The following is a 13,752-nucleotide window of genomic DNA, read 5'->3' on the forward strand; positions in this document are numbered from 1 at the left end:
AAACCCCCAGAACCCCCGGCAGGCTCGTGCCCATGCGTGCCGACCCCGCCCCACCCCTCGCCGCGACGGACACCGACGCCCTGCGCCCCCTCCTGGACACGGTCCTCGACGCACTCCGCGCGGGCGCGACCGCGCGCGGCGGTCCGATCCCCTCCGGCGGCCCGGACGAGGTCACCGCCCGCGTCCGGGAGGCACTGGGAGACCCGCTCCCCGCGCACGGCACCGACCCCACCGAGACCCTCCGCACGCTCACCCACGCGCTCGCCGAGGGGGCCGCGGACCCCGCTCATCCCCTCTGCGCCGCCCACCTCCACACGCCGCCCCTCGGGCTCGCCGCCGCCGCCGACCTCGCCGCGTCCGTGCTCAACCCGTCCATGGACTCCTGGGACCAGGCCCCCGCCGCCTCCGCCCTGGAAGCCCTGGTCACCGAAGCCCTGGCCGCGGCGGTCTACCCCGGGGGGCCCGACGGCACGGGACCCGAGAGCACGGGTCAGGACGGCACCGGACCAGGGCGCACCCGACCCGAGAGCACCGGACCCGGCAGCGCCCCCGCAGCGTCCCGCCCGCCCCGTCCCGACGCCCTCGTCACCACGGGCGGCACCGAGTCCAACCAGCTCGCGCTCCTCCTCGCCCGCGAGCGCCACGGCCCGGGCCACAGCGTCCAGACCGTCGTCGGCGCGAACGCCCACCACTCCTTCCGCCGCGCCGCCTGGCTCCTCGGCCTCCCCGAACCGGTGACCGTGCCCACCCCCAACGGCACCCTCGACCCCGTCGCCCTCGACGAGGCGCTCACCGACCTCCACGGCCCCCTCCTCGTCGCCGCGACCGCAGGGACCACCGACACCGGCCGCATCGACCCCCTCCCGCAGATCGCCGACCTCTGTGACGCCCACGGCGCCGAGCTGCACGTCGACGCCGCCTACGGCGGCCCCCTTCTCTTCAGCGAGACCCGCCACCCGCTCCTGGCCGGCCTCGACCGCGCCCGCACGGTCACCCTCGACCTGCACAAGCTGGGCTGGCAGCCGGCCGCCGCCGGACTCCTCGCCGTACGGGACGGGCGGGACCTCACGGTCCTCTCCCACACCGCCGACTACCTCAACGCGGCCGACGACACGGAGGCCGGCCTCCCCGACCTCCTCGGACGCTCCCTGCGCACGACCCGCCGCCCCGACATCCTCAAGATCGCCGTCACCCTGCGCGCCCTCGGCAGGGACGGCATGGGCGCGCTCGTCGACCGGGTCTGCGACCTCGCCCAGCAGCTCGCCGACCTCGTCGAGAAGAGCCCGGACCTGGAGCTGTACGAGCGCCCGGCCCTGACCACCGTGCTGTTCCGGCCCGCCGGCGCCGACGACGCCACCGTCGCCGCGATCCGCCGCGCCCTCCTCGACGAGGGACGGGCGGTCCTCGGCCGGGCCCGCGCGGACGGCCGGCTCTGGCTCAAGGCCACCCTGCTCAACCCCCACGCCACCCCCGGCGACCTCCAAGACATCCTGGACCTCGTGGAAGGCAGCACCGACCGATGACCGGCACCCCCCAGCGCGACCTCGACCACCCCCATGACCTGGTGGGCATCGGCATCGGCCCCTTCAACCTCTCCCTCGCCGCGCTCGCCCAGGGCGTCCCCGGCGGTCTCGCCACCGCGTTCTTCGACCAGAACCCCGCCTTCCACTGGCACCCCGGCCTCCTCATCGAGGGCGCCACCCTCCAGGTCCCCTTCCTCGCCGACCTCGTGACCCTCGCCGACCCCGCCAGCCCCTGGTCGTTCCTCAACTACCTCCGCTCCCGCGACCGGCTCTTCCCCTTCTACTTCGCCGAGAAGTTCCACATCCAGCGCGCCGAGTACGACGCCTACTGCCGCTGGGTCAGCGCCCAGCTCCCCGGCCTGCACTTCGGCCACCAGGTCGACGCCGTCCGCTGGAACCCCGAACGCGCCCTGTTCGAGGTGGACTTCACCCAGCTCGACAAGGACGGCGAGGCCGAGGCGCTGGGCCGCGTGTACAGCCGCAACGTCGCCCTGGGCGTCGGCACCGAACCGTACGTACCCGAACCCCTCAAGCCGCTGGCCGACGCCCCGAACGTGCCGGTCCTCCACTCGGGCGACTATCTGGAACACCGCGAGCGGCTCCTCGCCGCCGAGCACGTCACGGTCATCGGATCCGGCCAGTCCGGCGCCGAGATCTTCCTCGACCTGCTGCGCGCCAGGCCCGCCGGAGCCGAGAAGATCCACTGGCTGGCCCGGACCGAGGCCTTCGCGCCCATGGAGTACTCCAAGCTCGGCCTGGAGCACTTCACCCCCGACTACACCCGCTACTTCCACGCGCTGCCCGAACAGACGCGCAACGAACTCGTCCCGCGCCAGTGGCAGTTGCACAAGGGCATCGACGCCGACACCATCGCCGCCATCCACGACGAGCTCTACCGGCGCACCCTCCACGGCGGCTGGCCCGACGCCGTCCTCACCCCGGGGGTGCGCGTCCGCACCGCCGGCCGCGTCGCCACCACCAAGGTCGAACTCCATCTGGAGCACCTGCAGCAGTCGACCCGCTCCCGGCTCACCACCGACGCCGTCGTCCTCGCCACCGGCTACCGCGAACGCCCCGTCGACCGGATGCTCGCCGGACTCGACCCGTATCTGCGCCACGACTCCGCCGGCCGGGCCAGGATCGACGACGACTTCCGGCTCGTCCTCGACGCGTCCGTCACCGGCTCCGTGTACGTACAGAACGCCGAGAAGCACACCCACGGCGTCGGCGCCCCCGACCTCGGACTCGCCGCCTGGCGCAGCGCCACCATCCTCAACTCGCTCACCGGCAAGGAGCCGTACCCGCTGCCGCGCCGCACCGCCTTCACCAGCTTCGGCCTGGAACGGCGAGAGGCGCCACGCATCCCGGCGCAGGGCCAGGCGATGACGCCTCTCACACAGAGCTGAACCGCCCTAGAAGACGGGGACACCGTCCCGGGTCAGCTTCCAGTCCACCGACGCGAACTGGCCCGGGTCGATCGATCCCTTCGCCTTCACCCACTGGATGATGGTGTTGCGGATCTCGTTCGAATCCGCCCACAGCTGCTGCGCCTTGGCGACGTGCGGGAAGGCGCCGCCCCCGCTGGCCCGGTAGTTGTTCACGGCGAGGACGAACTGCGCTGCCGGGTCGATCGGCTTCCCGCCGAAGGACAGGTTCACGATCCGCGAGCCGGCCGGCCTGGCGATGTCGATCTCGTACGTCACGCCGTACACGGCGTCGTAGTTGTAGTCCGGCGTGCCGTCCGCGTTCGTCAGCTTCGCCGTGTCCACGGGCGCGCCCGCCGGAGTCTGCACGTAGTACCGCGCCGAGAACTCCAGGTAGTCCTTGACCTGGGCGCCCGTGAGAAGACGCGCCTCCAGGGTGTTCTCGAAGACGTAGAGCCCGGCCGCGTCACGGATGGTGACCTGACCGGCCGGGATCGCCGCCGTACGGGAGAAGCAGGACGCCTGCGACAGGACCGGCAGGGCCGCGTACGCGCCGCCCGCCAGCGCCTCCTTCACCGTCTCCGCCTGGACGTGGTTGATCAGATCGATGATCGGCTCGTCCTTCCACGGCGCGTCGGCCGTGGCCATCGTCGCGCTGGAGGTGCCGATGATCTGGTTGACGTACGCGACGACCTTCTTGTGCTCGTCGGCGAGCAGGCCGACGATCTCCGGGTCCTCCTCCACGGTGTTGGAGTTCAGCACCTGGGCGCCGACCTTCTCGACGGTCCAGCGGCCCTTCTCCCACACCAGGTCGAAGTCGAACAGGGTCAGGCGCTGACCCCACTTGAGCGGCTCGGACAGCACGACGTCCTTGCCGGTCTCCTTGTTCTTCACCCGGTACTCGGGGATCTCCGTGTGGGCGTGGCCGACGAGGATCGCGTCGATACCGGCGACCTGCTCGGCGACGAGCCCGGCCGCGTTCTCGACGTGGGGGAGCTGGTCGCCGTACGAGGACGTGCCGCTGGAACCGCTGTGCGCCGACACGACCACGACGTCCGCGCCCATCGAGCGCAGCTTCGGCACCCACTTCGCCGCCTGCTCCTCCAGGCCCGGGAAGACCATCCTGCCGCCGACGTTGGCCTTGTCCCAGATCGCGATCCCCGGGTTGGTCAGACCGAGGACCGCGACCTTCACGTCCCGGCCGTGCGGGGTGCGCAGCCGGTGCATGCTGTACGGCGGGAAGGCCGGCCGCAGCGTCTTCGCGTCGAGCGCGTTGGCGCCGAGCAGCGGGAAGTCGCACTGCTCCTCGAACTTCCGCAGCACCGGTATGCCGTAGTTGAACTCGTGGTTGCCGAGCGCGGCGGCGTCGTACCCGATCGCGTTCATCGCCTGCGCCATCGGGTGCACGGGACCGCGGCGGGCGGTGATCGGGTCGACCTTGGCGTAGTAGTACGACAGCTGGGTGCCCTGGATCGTGTCGCCGGCGTCGATGAGGAGCGTGTTGCACCGCCCCTTCGCCTCGCGCACCTGGTCGACGAGGGTGGAGATCTTCGCGAGACCCACGTCGTTGTGCGCCTTGTCGTCGAACTCCTTGTCGGTGAAGTAGTCCCAGTTGAAGACGTTGCCGTGCAGGTCGGTGGTGCCCATCACGGTGAAGGAGTACCGCTCGGCCGGCTTGGGACGCGGTCCGCGGGCCTGGGCCGGGGCGGCGGCGACCCCCGTGGTGAGGGCGGCTCCGGCTCCGACGGCGACGGAGCTCTCCAGGAACGTCCGGCGGTTCAGCGGCATGTGTTCTCCTTGGTCCAGTGGTGCACAACGCGCGTAGATTCTGGCCCACCCGTCCCTCCGGCGACAGAGTTTTCGGGTCACGGAGTGGGAAAGTGTTCGGGATCGCAGCCACCGCCCGTACGAGGGAGCCCGACGTGACGACCCCACACCCGACCCCGGAGGCACCGCAGGTGGCGGTCCGCGGGGAGGCCCGACTCGACGTCGATCCGGAAGTCGCCCGAATCGGGGTGACGGTCAGCGCCCGCGGCACGGACCGGGCGGCGACCCTCTCCGACCTCACCCGGCGCAACACGCTCGCCCTCGACCTCGTGAAGTCCTACGGCGACGCCGTCGAGAAACTGGAGACCGGTGCCTTCTCCATCACCCCCGAGCCGGGCCGGCACGGTCGCGGCGAGCGGATCCGCGCCTACCAGGGCCGCGTCCACCTCACCGTGGAGCTGACCGACTTCACTGCCCTCGGCGAGCTCACCACCCGCCTCGCCGATCTCGAACTGACCCGGGTCGACGGCCCCTGGTGGGCGCTGCGCCCCGACTCCCCGTCCTACGCGGAGGCCCGTCGTACGGCGGTGCGAGAGGCGGTCGCGCGCGCCCGCGCGTACGCGGAGGCCCTCGGCACCTCCCTCGCCGCCCTCCTGGAACTCTCGGACACGGGCCTGGTCGCGCCCCAGGCGGCAGTGGGCGGCATGCGCATGGCCTTCGCGGCCGACGCCTCCGACGCGCCTCCTCCGCTGGACCTGGAACCCCAGCTCCAGACGGTCACCGCCGAGGTGACCGCCCGCTTCACGATGGCCCCTCCCGCCCTCTAGGACCACTCCCGAAACGCTCATCGGAGCACCCGCCCGCACAGATTCAAGACTTGTCAATAACCTTTCACGCGAAGGTTGTTGAACAGACATGCCCGGCCCCTCAACTACCCGCCGGTAAGCCCTAGGGTCGAACCATGCGCCGAGCGAAAATCGTTTGCACCCTGGGGCCCGCCACCGACTCGTATGACCAGATCAAGGCACTGGTCGAGGCCGGAATGGACGTCGCCCGCTTCAACCTCAGCCACGGCGGCTACGCCGAACACGAGGAGCGCTACCAGCACGTACGGAAAGCCTCCGACGAGACCGGCCGCAGCATCGGAGTCCTCGCCGACCTTCAAGGTCCGAAGATTCGCCTCGGCCGGTTCCGTGAAGGACCCGTACTCCTTGAACGCGGCGACGACTTCACCATCACCGTCGAGCCGACGGAGGGCGACCGCCACATCTGCGGCACCACCTACGACGGCCTCGCCGCCGACGTCACCGCCGGTGAGCGCATCCTCGTCGACGACGGCCGCGTCACCCTCGAAGTCACCTCCGTCGACGGACCCCGCGTCCACACCCGCGTCGTCGAGGGCGGAATGGTCTCCGACAACAAGGGCCTCAACCTGCCCGGAGTCGCCGTCTCCGTCCCCGCCCTCTCCGAGAAGGACATCGACGACCTCCGCTGGGCGCTGCGCACCGGAGCGGACGTCATCGCCCTCTCCTTCGTCCGCAGCGGCCGCGACATCGAGGACGTCCACCGCATCATGGACGAGGAGGGACGCCGACTCCCCGTCATCGCCAAGATCGAGAAGCCCCAGGCCGTCGAGAACATCGACGACATCGTCGCCGCCTTCGACGGCATCATGGTCGCCCGCGGCGACCTGGGCGTCGAGATGCCCCTCGAACAGGTCCCGATCGTCCAGAAGCGCGCCATCAAGCTCGCCAAGCGCAACGCCAAGCCGGTCATCGTCGCCACCCAGATGCTCGACTCGATGATCGACAACTCCCGGCCGACCCGAGCCGAGGCCAGCGACGTGGCCAACGCCGTCATCGACGGCACCGACGCCGTGATGCTCTCCGGCGAGACCAGCGTCGGCAAGTACCCCGTCGAGACCGTCCGCACCATGGGCCGGATCGTCGAGGCCGCGGAGGAGGACGTCCTCGCCAAGGGCCTGCCGCCGCTGACCGAGCGGAACAAGCCCCGCACCCAGGGCGGAGCGGTCGCCCGCGCCGCCGCCGAGATGGGCGACTTCCTCGGCGCCAAGTTCCTCGTCGCCTTCACCCAGTCCGGTGACACCGTCAAGCGCCTCTCCCGCTACCGCTCGCCCATCCCGCTGCTCGCCTTCACACCCGACCCCGCCACCCGCTCCCAGCTCAACCTCACCTGGGGCGTCGAGACCTTCCTCGGCCCCCACGTCGACTCCACCGACGCGATGGTCGCCCAGGTCGACGAGGAGCTCCTGCGCATCGGCCGCTGCCGGAAGGGCGACGTCGTCGTCATCACCGCCGGCTCCCCGCCCGGAGTCCCCGGCTCCACCAACCTCGTCCGTGTCCACCACATCGGCGAGGACGACAGCCCGAAGGAGTGACCACGGCGGCCCCGTCGCACGCCGACGCCCCTGTCCGAGCGCCAAGGTGACGCCATGTCACACCACCTCAGCGGACCCCGTCTGCGTTCCCCGATGGGCGATGCCCGCCTGGACCTGACCGACCTCTTCGCCTTCACCGTTCCCGGCGGGCGAACCGTTCTCATCATGAACGTCAACCCGGTCGCGCCCACCGGGGGCACCGCGTTCCACCCCGACGCGGTCTACCGCGTCAACGTCGACACCGACGGCGACAACCAGGCCGACATCGCCTTCAGCTTCACCTTCTCCGATCCCGCGGACGACGGCGAGCAGACCCTCGCCCTCCACCGCGCCACCGGCGTCGAGGCCCGCGCCCACGAGGCGGCCGGCACGCCGCTCTTCACCGACGTCCCCGTCTCCTTCGGCCGCGAGCTGTCCGTGACCGAGGCGGACGGCTACAAGGTCTCCGCCGGACTGCGCAGCGACCCCTTCTTCGCCGACCTCGACGGCATCGTCGCCGACTTCACGTGGACCGGGACCGACTGGGGCGCCGACAAGAACGTCTTCGGCATCGCCCTCGAGATGCCCGACGAGGCGCTCGGCGACAACCCCCGGATCGGGATCTGGGCCCGCGTCAGCCTCCACGTCGACGGCGAACTGAAGTCCGTCGACCGCGGGGCCCACCCCTCCCTCACCGCGTACCTGAACGCGGAGGAGGCCAAGGACGCCTACAACGAGGGGGAGCCGGCCGACGACTGGGCGACGTACCTCGAACCCTGGAAGGCGGCCCTCGCCCACACCGGCGGCTACACCCCCGAGGCGGCGGAGGAGGCGCTCCGCACGGTCCTCCCCGACGTCCTGCGCTACGACCGGAGCAAGCCCGCCGCCTACCCCAACGGGCGCACGCTCACGGACGACGTCACCTCGGCGCGGCTCGCGATGATCTCGGGCGGCAAGGTCACCTCGGACCACATCGGCCCCCACAAGGACCTCCTGCCGCACTTCCCGTACCTGGGGACGCCCCACTGAGGCGGCCGGTGTCCGTCGTGCGTGATCACCGGGTCGGGCGAAGATCGCCGACGAAAAGTTCGAACCTTTAAATCGAAGGTAGAGTGCCCCGGGTGGGATTCGAACCCACGCTGGATGGTGTTTGAGACCACTGCCTCTACCGCTGGGCTACCGGGGCATCCTTCGGAACGAAGATCGGCGGTCACCCGCCGTGCCCCCACCTTACAGGAGGTGGGTAGGCTCTTGGGGAGCTGTATCCGCCTTGGAAGAGGCCTTGAACGAGGAGCCCCCGTGACCGCCCCCGAGTCGCCCCAGCCCGCCGACGACGCCGACGTGTCGCACGTCCCGCCGCTGACGACCCGCGTCGTCATCGCCGAGGACGAGGCCCTCATCCGCCTCGACCTCAAAGAGATGCTCGAGGAAGAGGGGTACTCGGTCGTCGGTGAGGCCGGCGACGGCGCCCGGGCCGTCGAGCTCGCCCGGGAGCACCGGCCCGACCTCGTCATCCTGGACGTGAAGATGCCCGTCCTCGACGGCATCTCCGCCGCCGAGAAGATCGCCGGGGAGTCCATCGCCCCCGTCCTGATGCTCACCGCCTTCTCCCAGCGCGACCTCGTGGAGCGGGCGCGGGACGCCGGCGCCATGGCGTACCTGGTGAAGCCGTTCAGCAAGAGCGACGTCGTCCCGGCGATCGAGATGGCCGTGTCCCGTTTCGCGGAGCTGCGGGCGCTGGAGAAGGAGGTCGCCGACCTCTCCCAGCGGCTGGAGACGCGCAAGCTGGTGGACCGGGCGAAGAGCATCCTGCAGACGCAGTACGGCCTCACCGAGCCCGCCGCGTTCCGCTGGATCCAGAAGACGTCGATGGACCGGCGCATGTCGATGCAGCAGGTCGCCGAGGCGGTCATCGAGGACGCCGAGGAGAAGAAGGCGGCCAAGGGCCAGCAGTGACGCCGTAGCCGTACCGGTACGAGAAGGAGGCCCGCCCCACAACGCTGTGGGGCGGGCCTCCTCGTTCTCGGTGCCGGTGACTCAGTCCTCGCCGAGGTACGCCTTGCGCACGGACTCGTCGTGGAGCAGGTCCCGGCCGGTGCCGGACAGGACGACCTTGCCGATCTCCATGACGTGACCGTGGTCGGCCAGGGCGAGCGCGGCCTGGGCGTTCTGCTCGACGAGCAGGATGGTGGTGCCCTGGGCCTTGAGCTCGGCGATGGTCGCCATGATCTTCTGCATCATGATCGGGGAGAGACCCATGGAGGGCTCGTCGAGCATGAGCAGCTTGGGCTGGGACATGAGGGCACGGCCCATGGCGAGCATCTGCTGCTCGCCGCCGGAGAGGGTGCCCGCGGCCTGCTTGCGCCGCTCCCCGAGGATCGGGAAGAGGTCGTAGGCGCGCTGGACGTCCTTGGCGATGCCCGCGGTGTCCTTGCGGAGGAAGGCGCCGAGGAGGAGGTTCTCCTCGATCGTCATCCGGGGGAAGATGTGGCGTCCCTCGGGGGAGTGGGCCAGGCCGAGGGAGACGATCTTGTGCGCGGGCGTCTTCCGGAGCGACTTGCCCTCGAACTTGATCTGGCCGCCGACGGGCTTGAGCAGTCCGGAGAGGGTGCGCAGGGTGGTCGTCTTGCCGGCGCCGTTGGTGCCGATCAGGGTGACGACCTCGCCGGCCTCGACGGAGAACGAGATGCCCTTGACGGCCTCGATCTTGCCGTAGGCGACGCGCAGGTCCTCGACTTCGAGCAGTGCGGTCATGCGTCGTTCTCCTTGCCCGGACCGGTGGCCTTCGGGGTGTCCTCGGCCGCGGTCTCTGTGCTGTCCGTGGCGTCGCCGGCGGCCTCGTCGGCCTCGGAGGCCTCGTCGGCGTCGGCAGGCTCGGCGTCGGCGTCGGAGGGCTCGGGGTCGGCGTCCGTGTCGGTCGCCTCCTCCGAGGTGGCTTCCTCGGCGGCGGCCTCCTCCGCGGCGGCCTCCGCCGCCTCGACCTCGGCCACCTCTTCCTCGCCGGGCGCGCCCTCGAAGGGCTCCCCCAGGTAGGCGGCGATGACCCGCTCGTCGCTCTGGACGGTCTGGCTGTCGCCCTCCAGCAGCTTCTCGCCCTGGACGAGCACGGCGACCCGGTCGCAGAGGTTGAAGATGAAGCGCATGTCGTGCTCGATGACGAGCACGGCGACGCCCATGTCCCGGATGGCGAAGATGAGTTCCTCGGCGGCCCGGGTCTCCTGCGGGTTCATGCCGGCCGTCGGCTCGTCCAGGAGGATGAGGCCGGGGTCGCTCGCGAGCGCGCGGGCGATCTCGAGCTTGCGCTGCTCACCGTAGGGGAGGTTCTTCGCGAGGTGGTCGGCCTTGTGCTTCAGGCCGATGAACTCCAGGAGTTCGAGGGCTCGCGTCTCGGCCTCGTTCTCGGCCTTCTTGAAGCCGGGAAGGCGCAGCAGGGCGGACCAGAGGCCCTGCTTCATCCGGGTGTGGCGGCCGACCAGGACGTTCTCCAGGACGGTCATGTTGCTGAACAGCCGGATGTTCTGGAAGGTACGGGCGATGCCTGCGTCGGTGACCTTGAAGGACTTCGGCGGCAGGACGTTGCCCTTGTAGCGGACTTCGCCTTCGGTGGGGATGTAGAGGCCGGTGAGGCAGTTGAAGAACGTGGTCTTGCCGGCGCCGTTGGGGCCGATGAGACCGACGATCTCCCCGCTGTTGACGGTGAGGTTGACGTCGCGGACGGCGGTGAGGCCGCCGAAGCGCATCGTGACTCCGCGGGCGTCGAGCACGGGCTCGCGGTCCGGGACCGCCGGAGCGGTGTCCTTCGTCGTGGTGATGGTCGTCATGGTTCAGGCACCTGCCTTGGCGAGCGTGGCGGGCGCTTCGGCGTTCTCGTGGAACTCGAGCTGGTTGCGCCGGTTGGCGATGATGCCCTCGGGGCGGAACCGCATGAGCAGGATCAGCGCGAGACCGAAGGCGAGCAGCTGGTAGTCGCCCATGAACTGAAGCTTGTTCGGGATGAGGAAGAGCAGCGCCGCGCCGACCAGGGGACCGCTCATGGTGCCCATGCCGCCGAGGACGACGGCCGCGAGCAGGAAGGCGGAGTTGGGCGGGATGGGGCCGGCGAAGAGGTACTGCTCCGGGGTCACGGTGTAGGTGACGTGGGCCTGGACGGTGCCGGCGACACCGGCGAGAGAGGCGCCGAGGGCGAAGGCGATGAGCTTGACGCGGAAGCCGTTGATGCCCATGGCGAGTGCGGCGGTCTCGTCCTCGCGGATGGCGACCCAGGCGCGGCCGATACGGGAGTTGCCGCTCCGTCGGAAGACGAGGACGACGACCGCCATGATCAGCAGCATCAGGAAGAAGTAGTTGGCGAAGCGTCCGATGGTGAATCCGGCGATGGAGTGCTCCATGCCGAAGTCGAACCCGAAGATGTTGAGGTTCGGGATGGACGCGATGCCGTTGGAGCCGTTGGTGATGTCCGGACCGGAGGTGCCGTCCGTGTTCATCATCGTGATGCGGAAGATCTCACCGAAGCCGAGCGTCACGATGGCGAGGTAGTCGCCGCGCAGCCGCAGGGTCGGGGCGCCGATGAGGACACCGAAGATCAGCGAGGCTCCGGCGCCGACGAGCACGGCGGCCCAGAAGGGGAGGTGGATGCCGAGCGGGGAGGTCGGCGCGCCGGACACCAGGGCGGCCGCGTAGGCGCCGACGCCCAGGAAGGCGACGTAACCGAGGTCGAGCAGACCGGCGAGGCCGACGACGATGTTCAGGCCGAGGGCCACCGTCGCGAAGATCAGGATGTACACGCCGATGGTGGCGTACTGGTCGTCGGTCTGGGTGAAGGGGAACAGGGCCGCGGCGATGAACGCACCGGCGATGGTGAGGTTCTGGTGCTTCGACGTCAGCTGGGTGGCCTGCTGGATGAGGCCGGACTTGGTGAGCGCGGCGAAGCCGAAGCCGGCCGTGATCAGGAAGCCGATGAACGCCTCGTCGTACTCGGTGCCGATGCCGTAGGTGAAGACGCCCAGGCCGGCGGCGAGGATGCCGGTGATGATGAGGATCTCGACCGCGGACGGCAGCGGGGGCACCGGGCGGACCTGGCCCGCGGCGAAGGAGGCCTTGAAGGTCTGCCAGCCGTTGCCGAGCCGGTGACGGAACTGGGACCAGCCGTCGTCCTCGGGGTCCACGGCGTGGAGCTCGGGACGCTCGAAGGGCAGGGCCAGCGCGCCGATCAGGGCGAGCAGGGTGGCGACGCCGACGACGGCGCCACCGGGCTCCAGGTTGATCGGGCCGCCGAGCTGGACGCTGATCGAGACGATCGTGTACCAGGCGGTGGCGAAGGCGGCGAGCGCGGAGAACTTGATCGCCCCGTCGGCGCCGGCCGGGGTGAGCCAGCCGGTGCCCTTGACCCCGTACGAGGAGAGGCCGAACAGGACGGTGAGCAGGCCGGCCACGAGGACCTGCCACTGCAGTCCGCCCGGGTAGCCGTAGACGGTGAGGTCGCCGGGGAAGGCGGCCGTCCAGGTCCAGGAGAGGAAGCAGCTGACCACGGTGAGCGCGCCGCCGCCGAGGGCCAGGGCCCGTGCGGTGGTGGCGGGCAGGGGGAGGAGTCCGGTCGCCGTGGCGGTCGCGGGCTCGGGTGCGGCGGGGGCCGTCGTGTTCTCGGAAGTGGTGGTCATGGTGGTCACGCCCTGTCCGCGACGCGCTCGCCCAACAGACCCTGGGGCCTGAGGAGGAGGACGACGATGAGGAGTACGAACGCCCAGACATCGGCCCAGGACTGGCCGCCGAGCTGCTGCATGCCGGGGATGTGGTTGATGTAGGCGGTGGCCATGGTCTCGGCGATGCCGAGGACGAGTCCGCCGATCATCGCGCCGTAGATGTTGCCGATGCCGCCGAGGACCGCGGCGGTGAACGCCTTGAGTCCGAGGAGGAAGCCCATCTTGTAGTCGATCTGGCCGTACTTGAGGCCGTACGCGACGGCTCCGACGGCGGCGAACGACGCACCGAGCGCGAACGCGATCACGATGATGCGGTCGGTGTTGACGCCCATGAGGCGCGCGGTGTCCGGGTCCTGGGCCGTCGCCTGCATGCCGCGTCCGATGCGGGTGCGCATGACGAAGAAGGCGAGGAAGGCCATGCAGATCGGGGCGGCGACGACGAGGAAGACGTCACCGGTTCCGATGGTGATCGGGCCGAGCTCGATCGGGCCGCCGGGGATCTGCGGGAACGTGCGGGCCGACTTGGCCTCCGGGTACCAGGCCCAGACGGCCTGCTGGAGGGCGAGCGAGAGACCGATGGCCGTGATGAGCGGGGCGAGCTTGGGCCCGCCGCGCAGCGGCCGGTAGGCGAAGCGTTCGGCGCCGACGGCTATGGTCGTGGCCACCAGGATGGCACCGATGATCATGAGGGGGAGCGCGATCCAGAGGCTGGTTCCTCCGGGGAGCATGAGCCAGACCGTCAGGGCCCCGAAGCCGCCGGTCATGAAGATCTCGCCATGGGCGAAGTTGATGAGCTGGACGATGCCGTAGACCATCGTGTAACCAACGGCGACCAGCCCGTACATGGATCCCAGTAGCAGGCCGTTGACCAGCTGCTGCGGCAGTTCGTTCACCGCATTGTCCTCCGAGACTTTCGACGGATGTGACACCGCGCGGGGCGCTGTGGTGCGGCGCCCCGCGCG

The 13,752-nt window shown here is 70.4% G+C and carries 11 protein-coding genes and 1 tRNA gene; 6 read left to right on the forward strand and 6 right to left on the reverse strand.

The genetic code is table 11. The features are described from left to right. Nucleotides 1-32: 32 nt before the first annotated feature. Together ACF1G2_RS10770 and ACF1G2_RS10775 are read left to right on the forward strand one after the other, a co-directional pair. Complete coding sequence (locus ACF1G2_RS10770; RefSeq protein WP_391797940.1) at nt 33-1,523, forward strand: pyridoxal phosphate-dependent decarboxylase family protein; 1,491 nt, start codon at nt 33-35, stop codon at nt 1,521-1,523. Further along, nucleotides 1,520-2,929 (forward strand): lysine N(6)-hydroxylase/L-ornithine N(5)-oxygenase family protein, encoded by a 1,410-nt coding sequence (locus tag ACF1G2_RS10775; protein ID WP_391797941.1) that lies wholly within the window; start codon nt 1,520-1,522, stop codon nt 2,927-2,929. Before ACF1G2_RS10770 ends, ACF1G2_RS10775 begins: the two co-directional genes overlap by 4 nt. Before the next feature lie 6 nt (nt 2,930-2,935). Here ACF1G2_RS10775 and ACF1G2_RS10780 read toward each other — a convergent pair whose 3' ends face one another. Beyond that, nucleotides 2,936-4,735, reverse strand: a complete 1,800-nt coding sequence (locus tag ACF1G2_RS10780; RefSeq protein ID WP_391797942.1) for a bifunctional metallophosphatase/5'-nucleotidase — start codon at nt 4,733-4,735, stop codon at nt 2,936-2,938. A gap of 134 nt (nt 4,736-4,869) precedes the next feature. Here ACF1G2_RS10780 and ACF1G2_RS10785 point away from each other — a divergent pair, with 134 nt between their 5' ends. The 3 genes from ACF1G2_RS10785 (at nt 4,870) to ACF1G2_RS10795 (ending at nt 8,120) form a co-directional block, all read left to right on the forward strand. Then, nucleotides 4,870-5,541: an SIMPL domain-containing protein gene (locus tag ACF1G2_RS10785; RefSeq protein ID WP_391797943.1), complete on the forward strand. Its 672-nt coding sequence runs from the start codon at nt 4,870-4,872 to the stop codon at nt 5,539-5,541. 134 nt (nt 5,542-5,675) lie between these two features. Next, complete coding sequence (gene pyk, locus ACF1G2_RS10790; protein WP_391797944.1) at nt 5,676-7,112, forward strand: pyruvate kinase; 1,437 nt, start codon at nt 5,676-5,678, stop codon at nt 7,110-7,112. A gap of 54 nt (nt 7,113-7,166) precedes the next feature. After that, nucleotides 7,167-8,120 carry a DUF4331 family protein gene (locus ACF1G2_RS10795; protein WP_391797945.1) on the forward strand — a complete coding sequence of 318 codons (954 nt, stop codon included), beginning with the start codon at nt 7,167-7,169 and terminating at the stop codon, nt 8,118-8,120. A gap of 84 nt (nt 8,121-8,204) precedes the next feature. Here ACF1G2_RS10795 and ACF1G2_RS10800 read toward each other — a convergent pair. Next, nucleotides 8,205-8,277: transfer RNA gene (locus tag ACF1G2_RS10800), tRNA-Leu, on the reverse strand. A 113-nt stretch (nt 8,278-8,390) separates the two neighbouring features. Here ACF1G2_RS10800 and ACF1G2_RS10805 point away from each other — a divergent pair. Beyond that, on the forward strand, nt 8,391-9,047 hold the full coding sequence (locus tag ACF1G2_RS10805) for a response regulator (RefSeq protein ID WP_361432797.1): 657 nt from the start codon (nt 8,391-8,393) through the stop codon (nt 9,045-9,047). 81 nt (nt 9,048-9,128) lie between these two features. Here the strand turns inward: ACF1G2_RS10805 and ACF1G2_RS10810 are convergent, their stop codons facing one another. The 4 genes from ACF1G2_RS10810 to ACF1G2_RS10825 are packed head-to-tail and all read right to left on the reverse strand — an operon-like array spanning nt 9,129 to nt 13,683. Beyond that, nucleotides 9,129-9,845, reverse strand: a complete 717-nt coding sequence (locus tag ACF1G2_RS10810; RefSeq protein WP_352186344.1) for an ABC transporter ATP-binding protein — start codon at nt 9,843-9,845, stop codon at nt 9,129-9,131. Then, entirely contained in the window at nt 9,842-10,912 is a 1,071-nt protein-coding gene (locus ACF1G2_RS10815; protein ID WP_391797946.1) for an ABC transporter ATP-binding protein, read from the reverse strand. Before ACF1G2_RS10815 ends, ACF1G2_RS10810 begins: the two co-directional genes overlap by 4 nt. Before the next feature lie 3 nt (nt 10,913-10,915). Further along, a complete protein-coding gene (locus ACF1G2_RS10820; protein WP_391797947.1) occupies nt 10,916-12,757 on the reverse strand; it encodes a branched-chain amino acid ABC transporter permease in 1,842 nt (613 codons plus the stop codon). Continuing rightward, a complete protein-coding gene (locus ACF1G2_RS10825; protein WP_352186341.1) occupies nt 12,754-13,683 on the reverse strand; it encodes a branched-chain amino acid ABC transporter permease in 930 nt (309 codons plus the stop codon). Before ACF1G2_RS10825 ends, ACF1G2_RS10820 begins: the two co-directional genes overlap by 4 nt. Nucleotides 13,684-13,752: the final 69 nt, after the last annotated feature.

Origin of the sequence: Streptomyces sp. NPDC013457, assembly GCF_043089925.1 — a bacterium.
Lineage (GTDB): Bacteria > Actinomycetota > Actinomycetes > Streptomycetales > Streptomycetaceae > Streptomyces.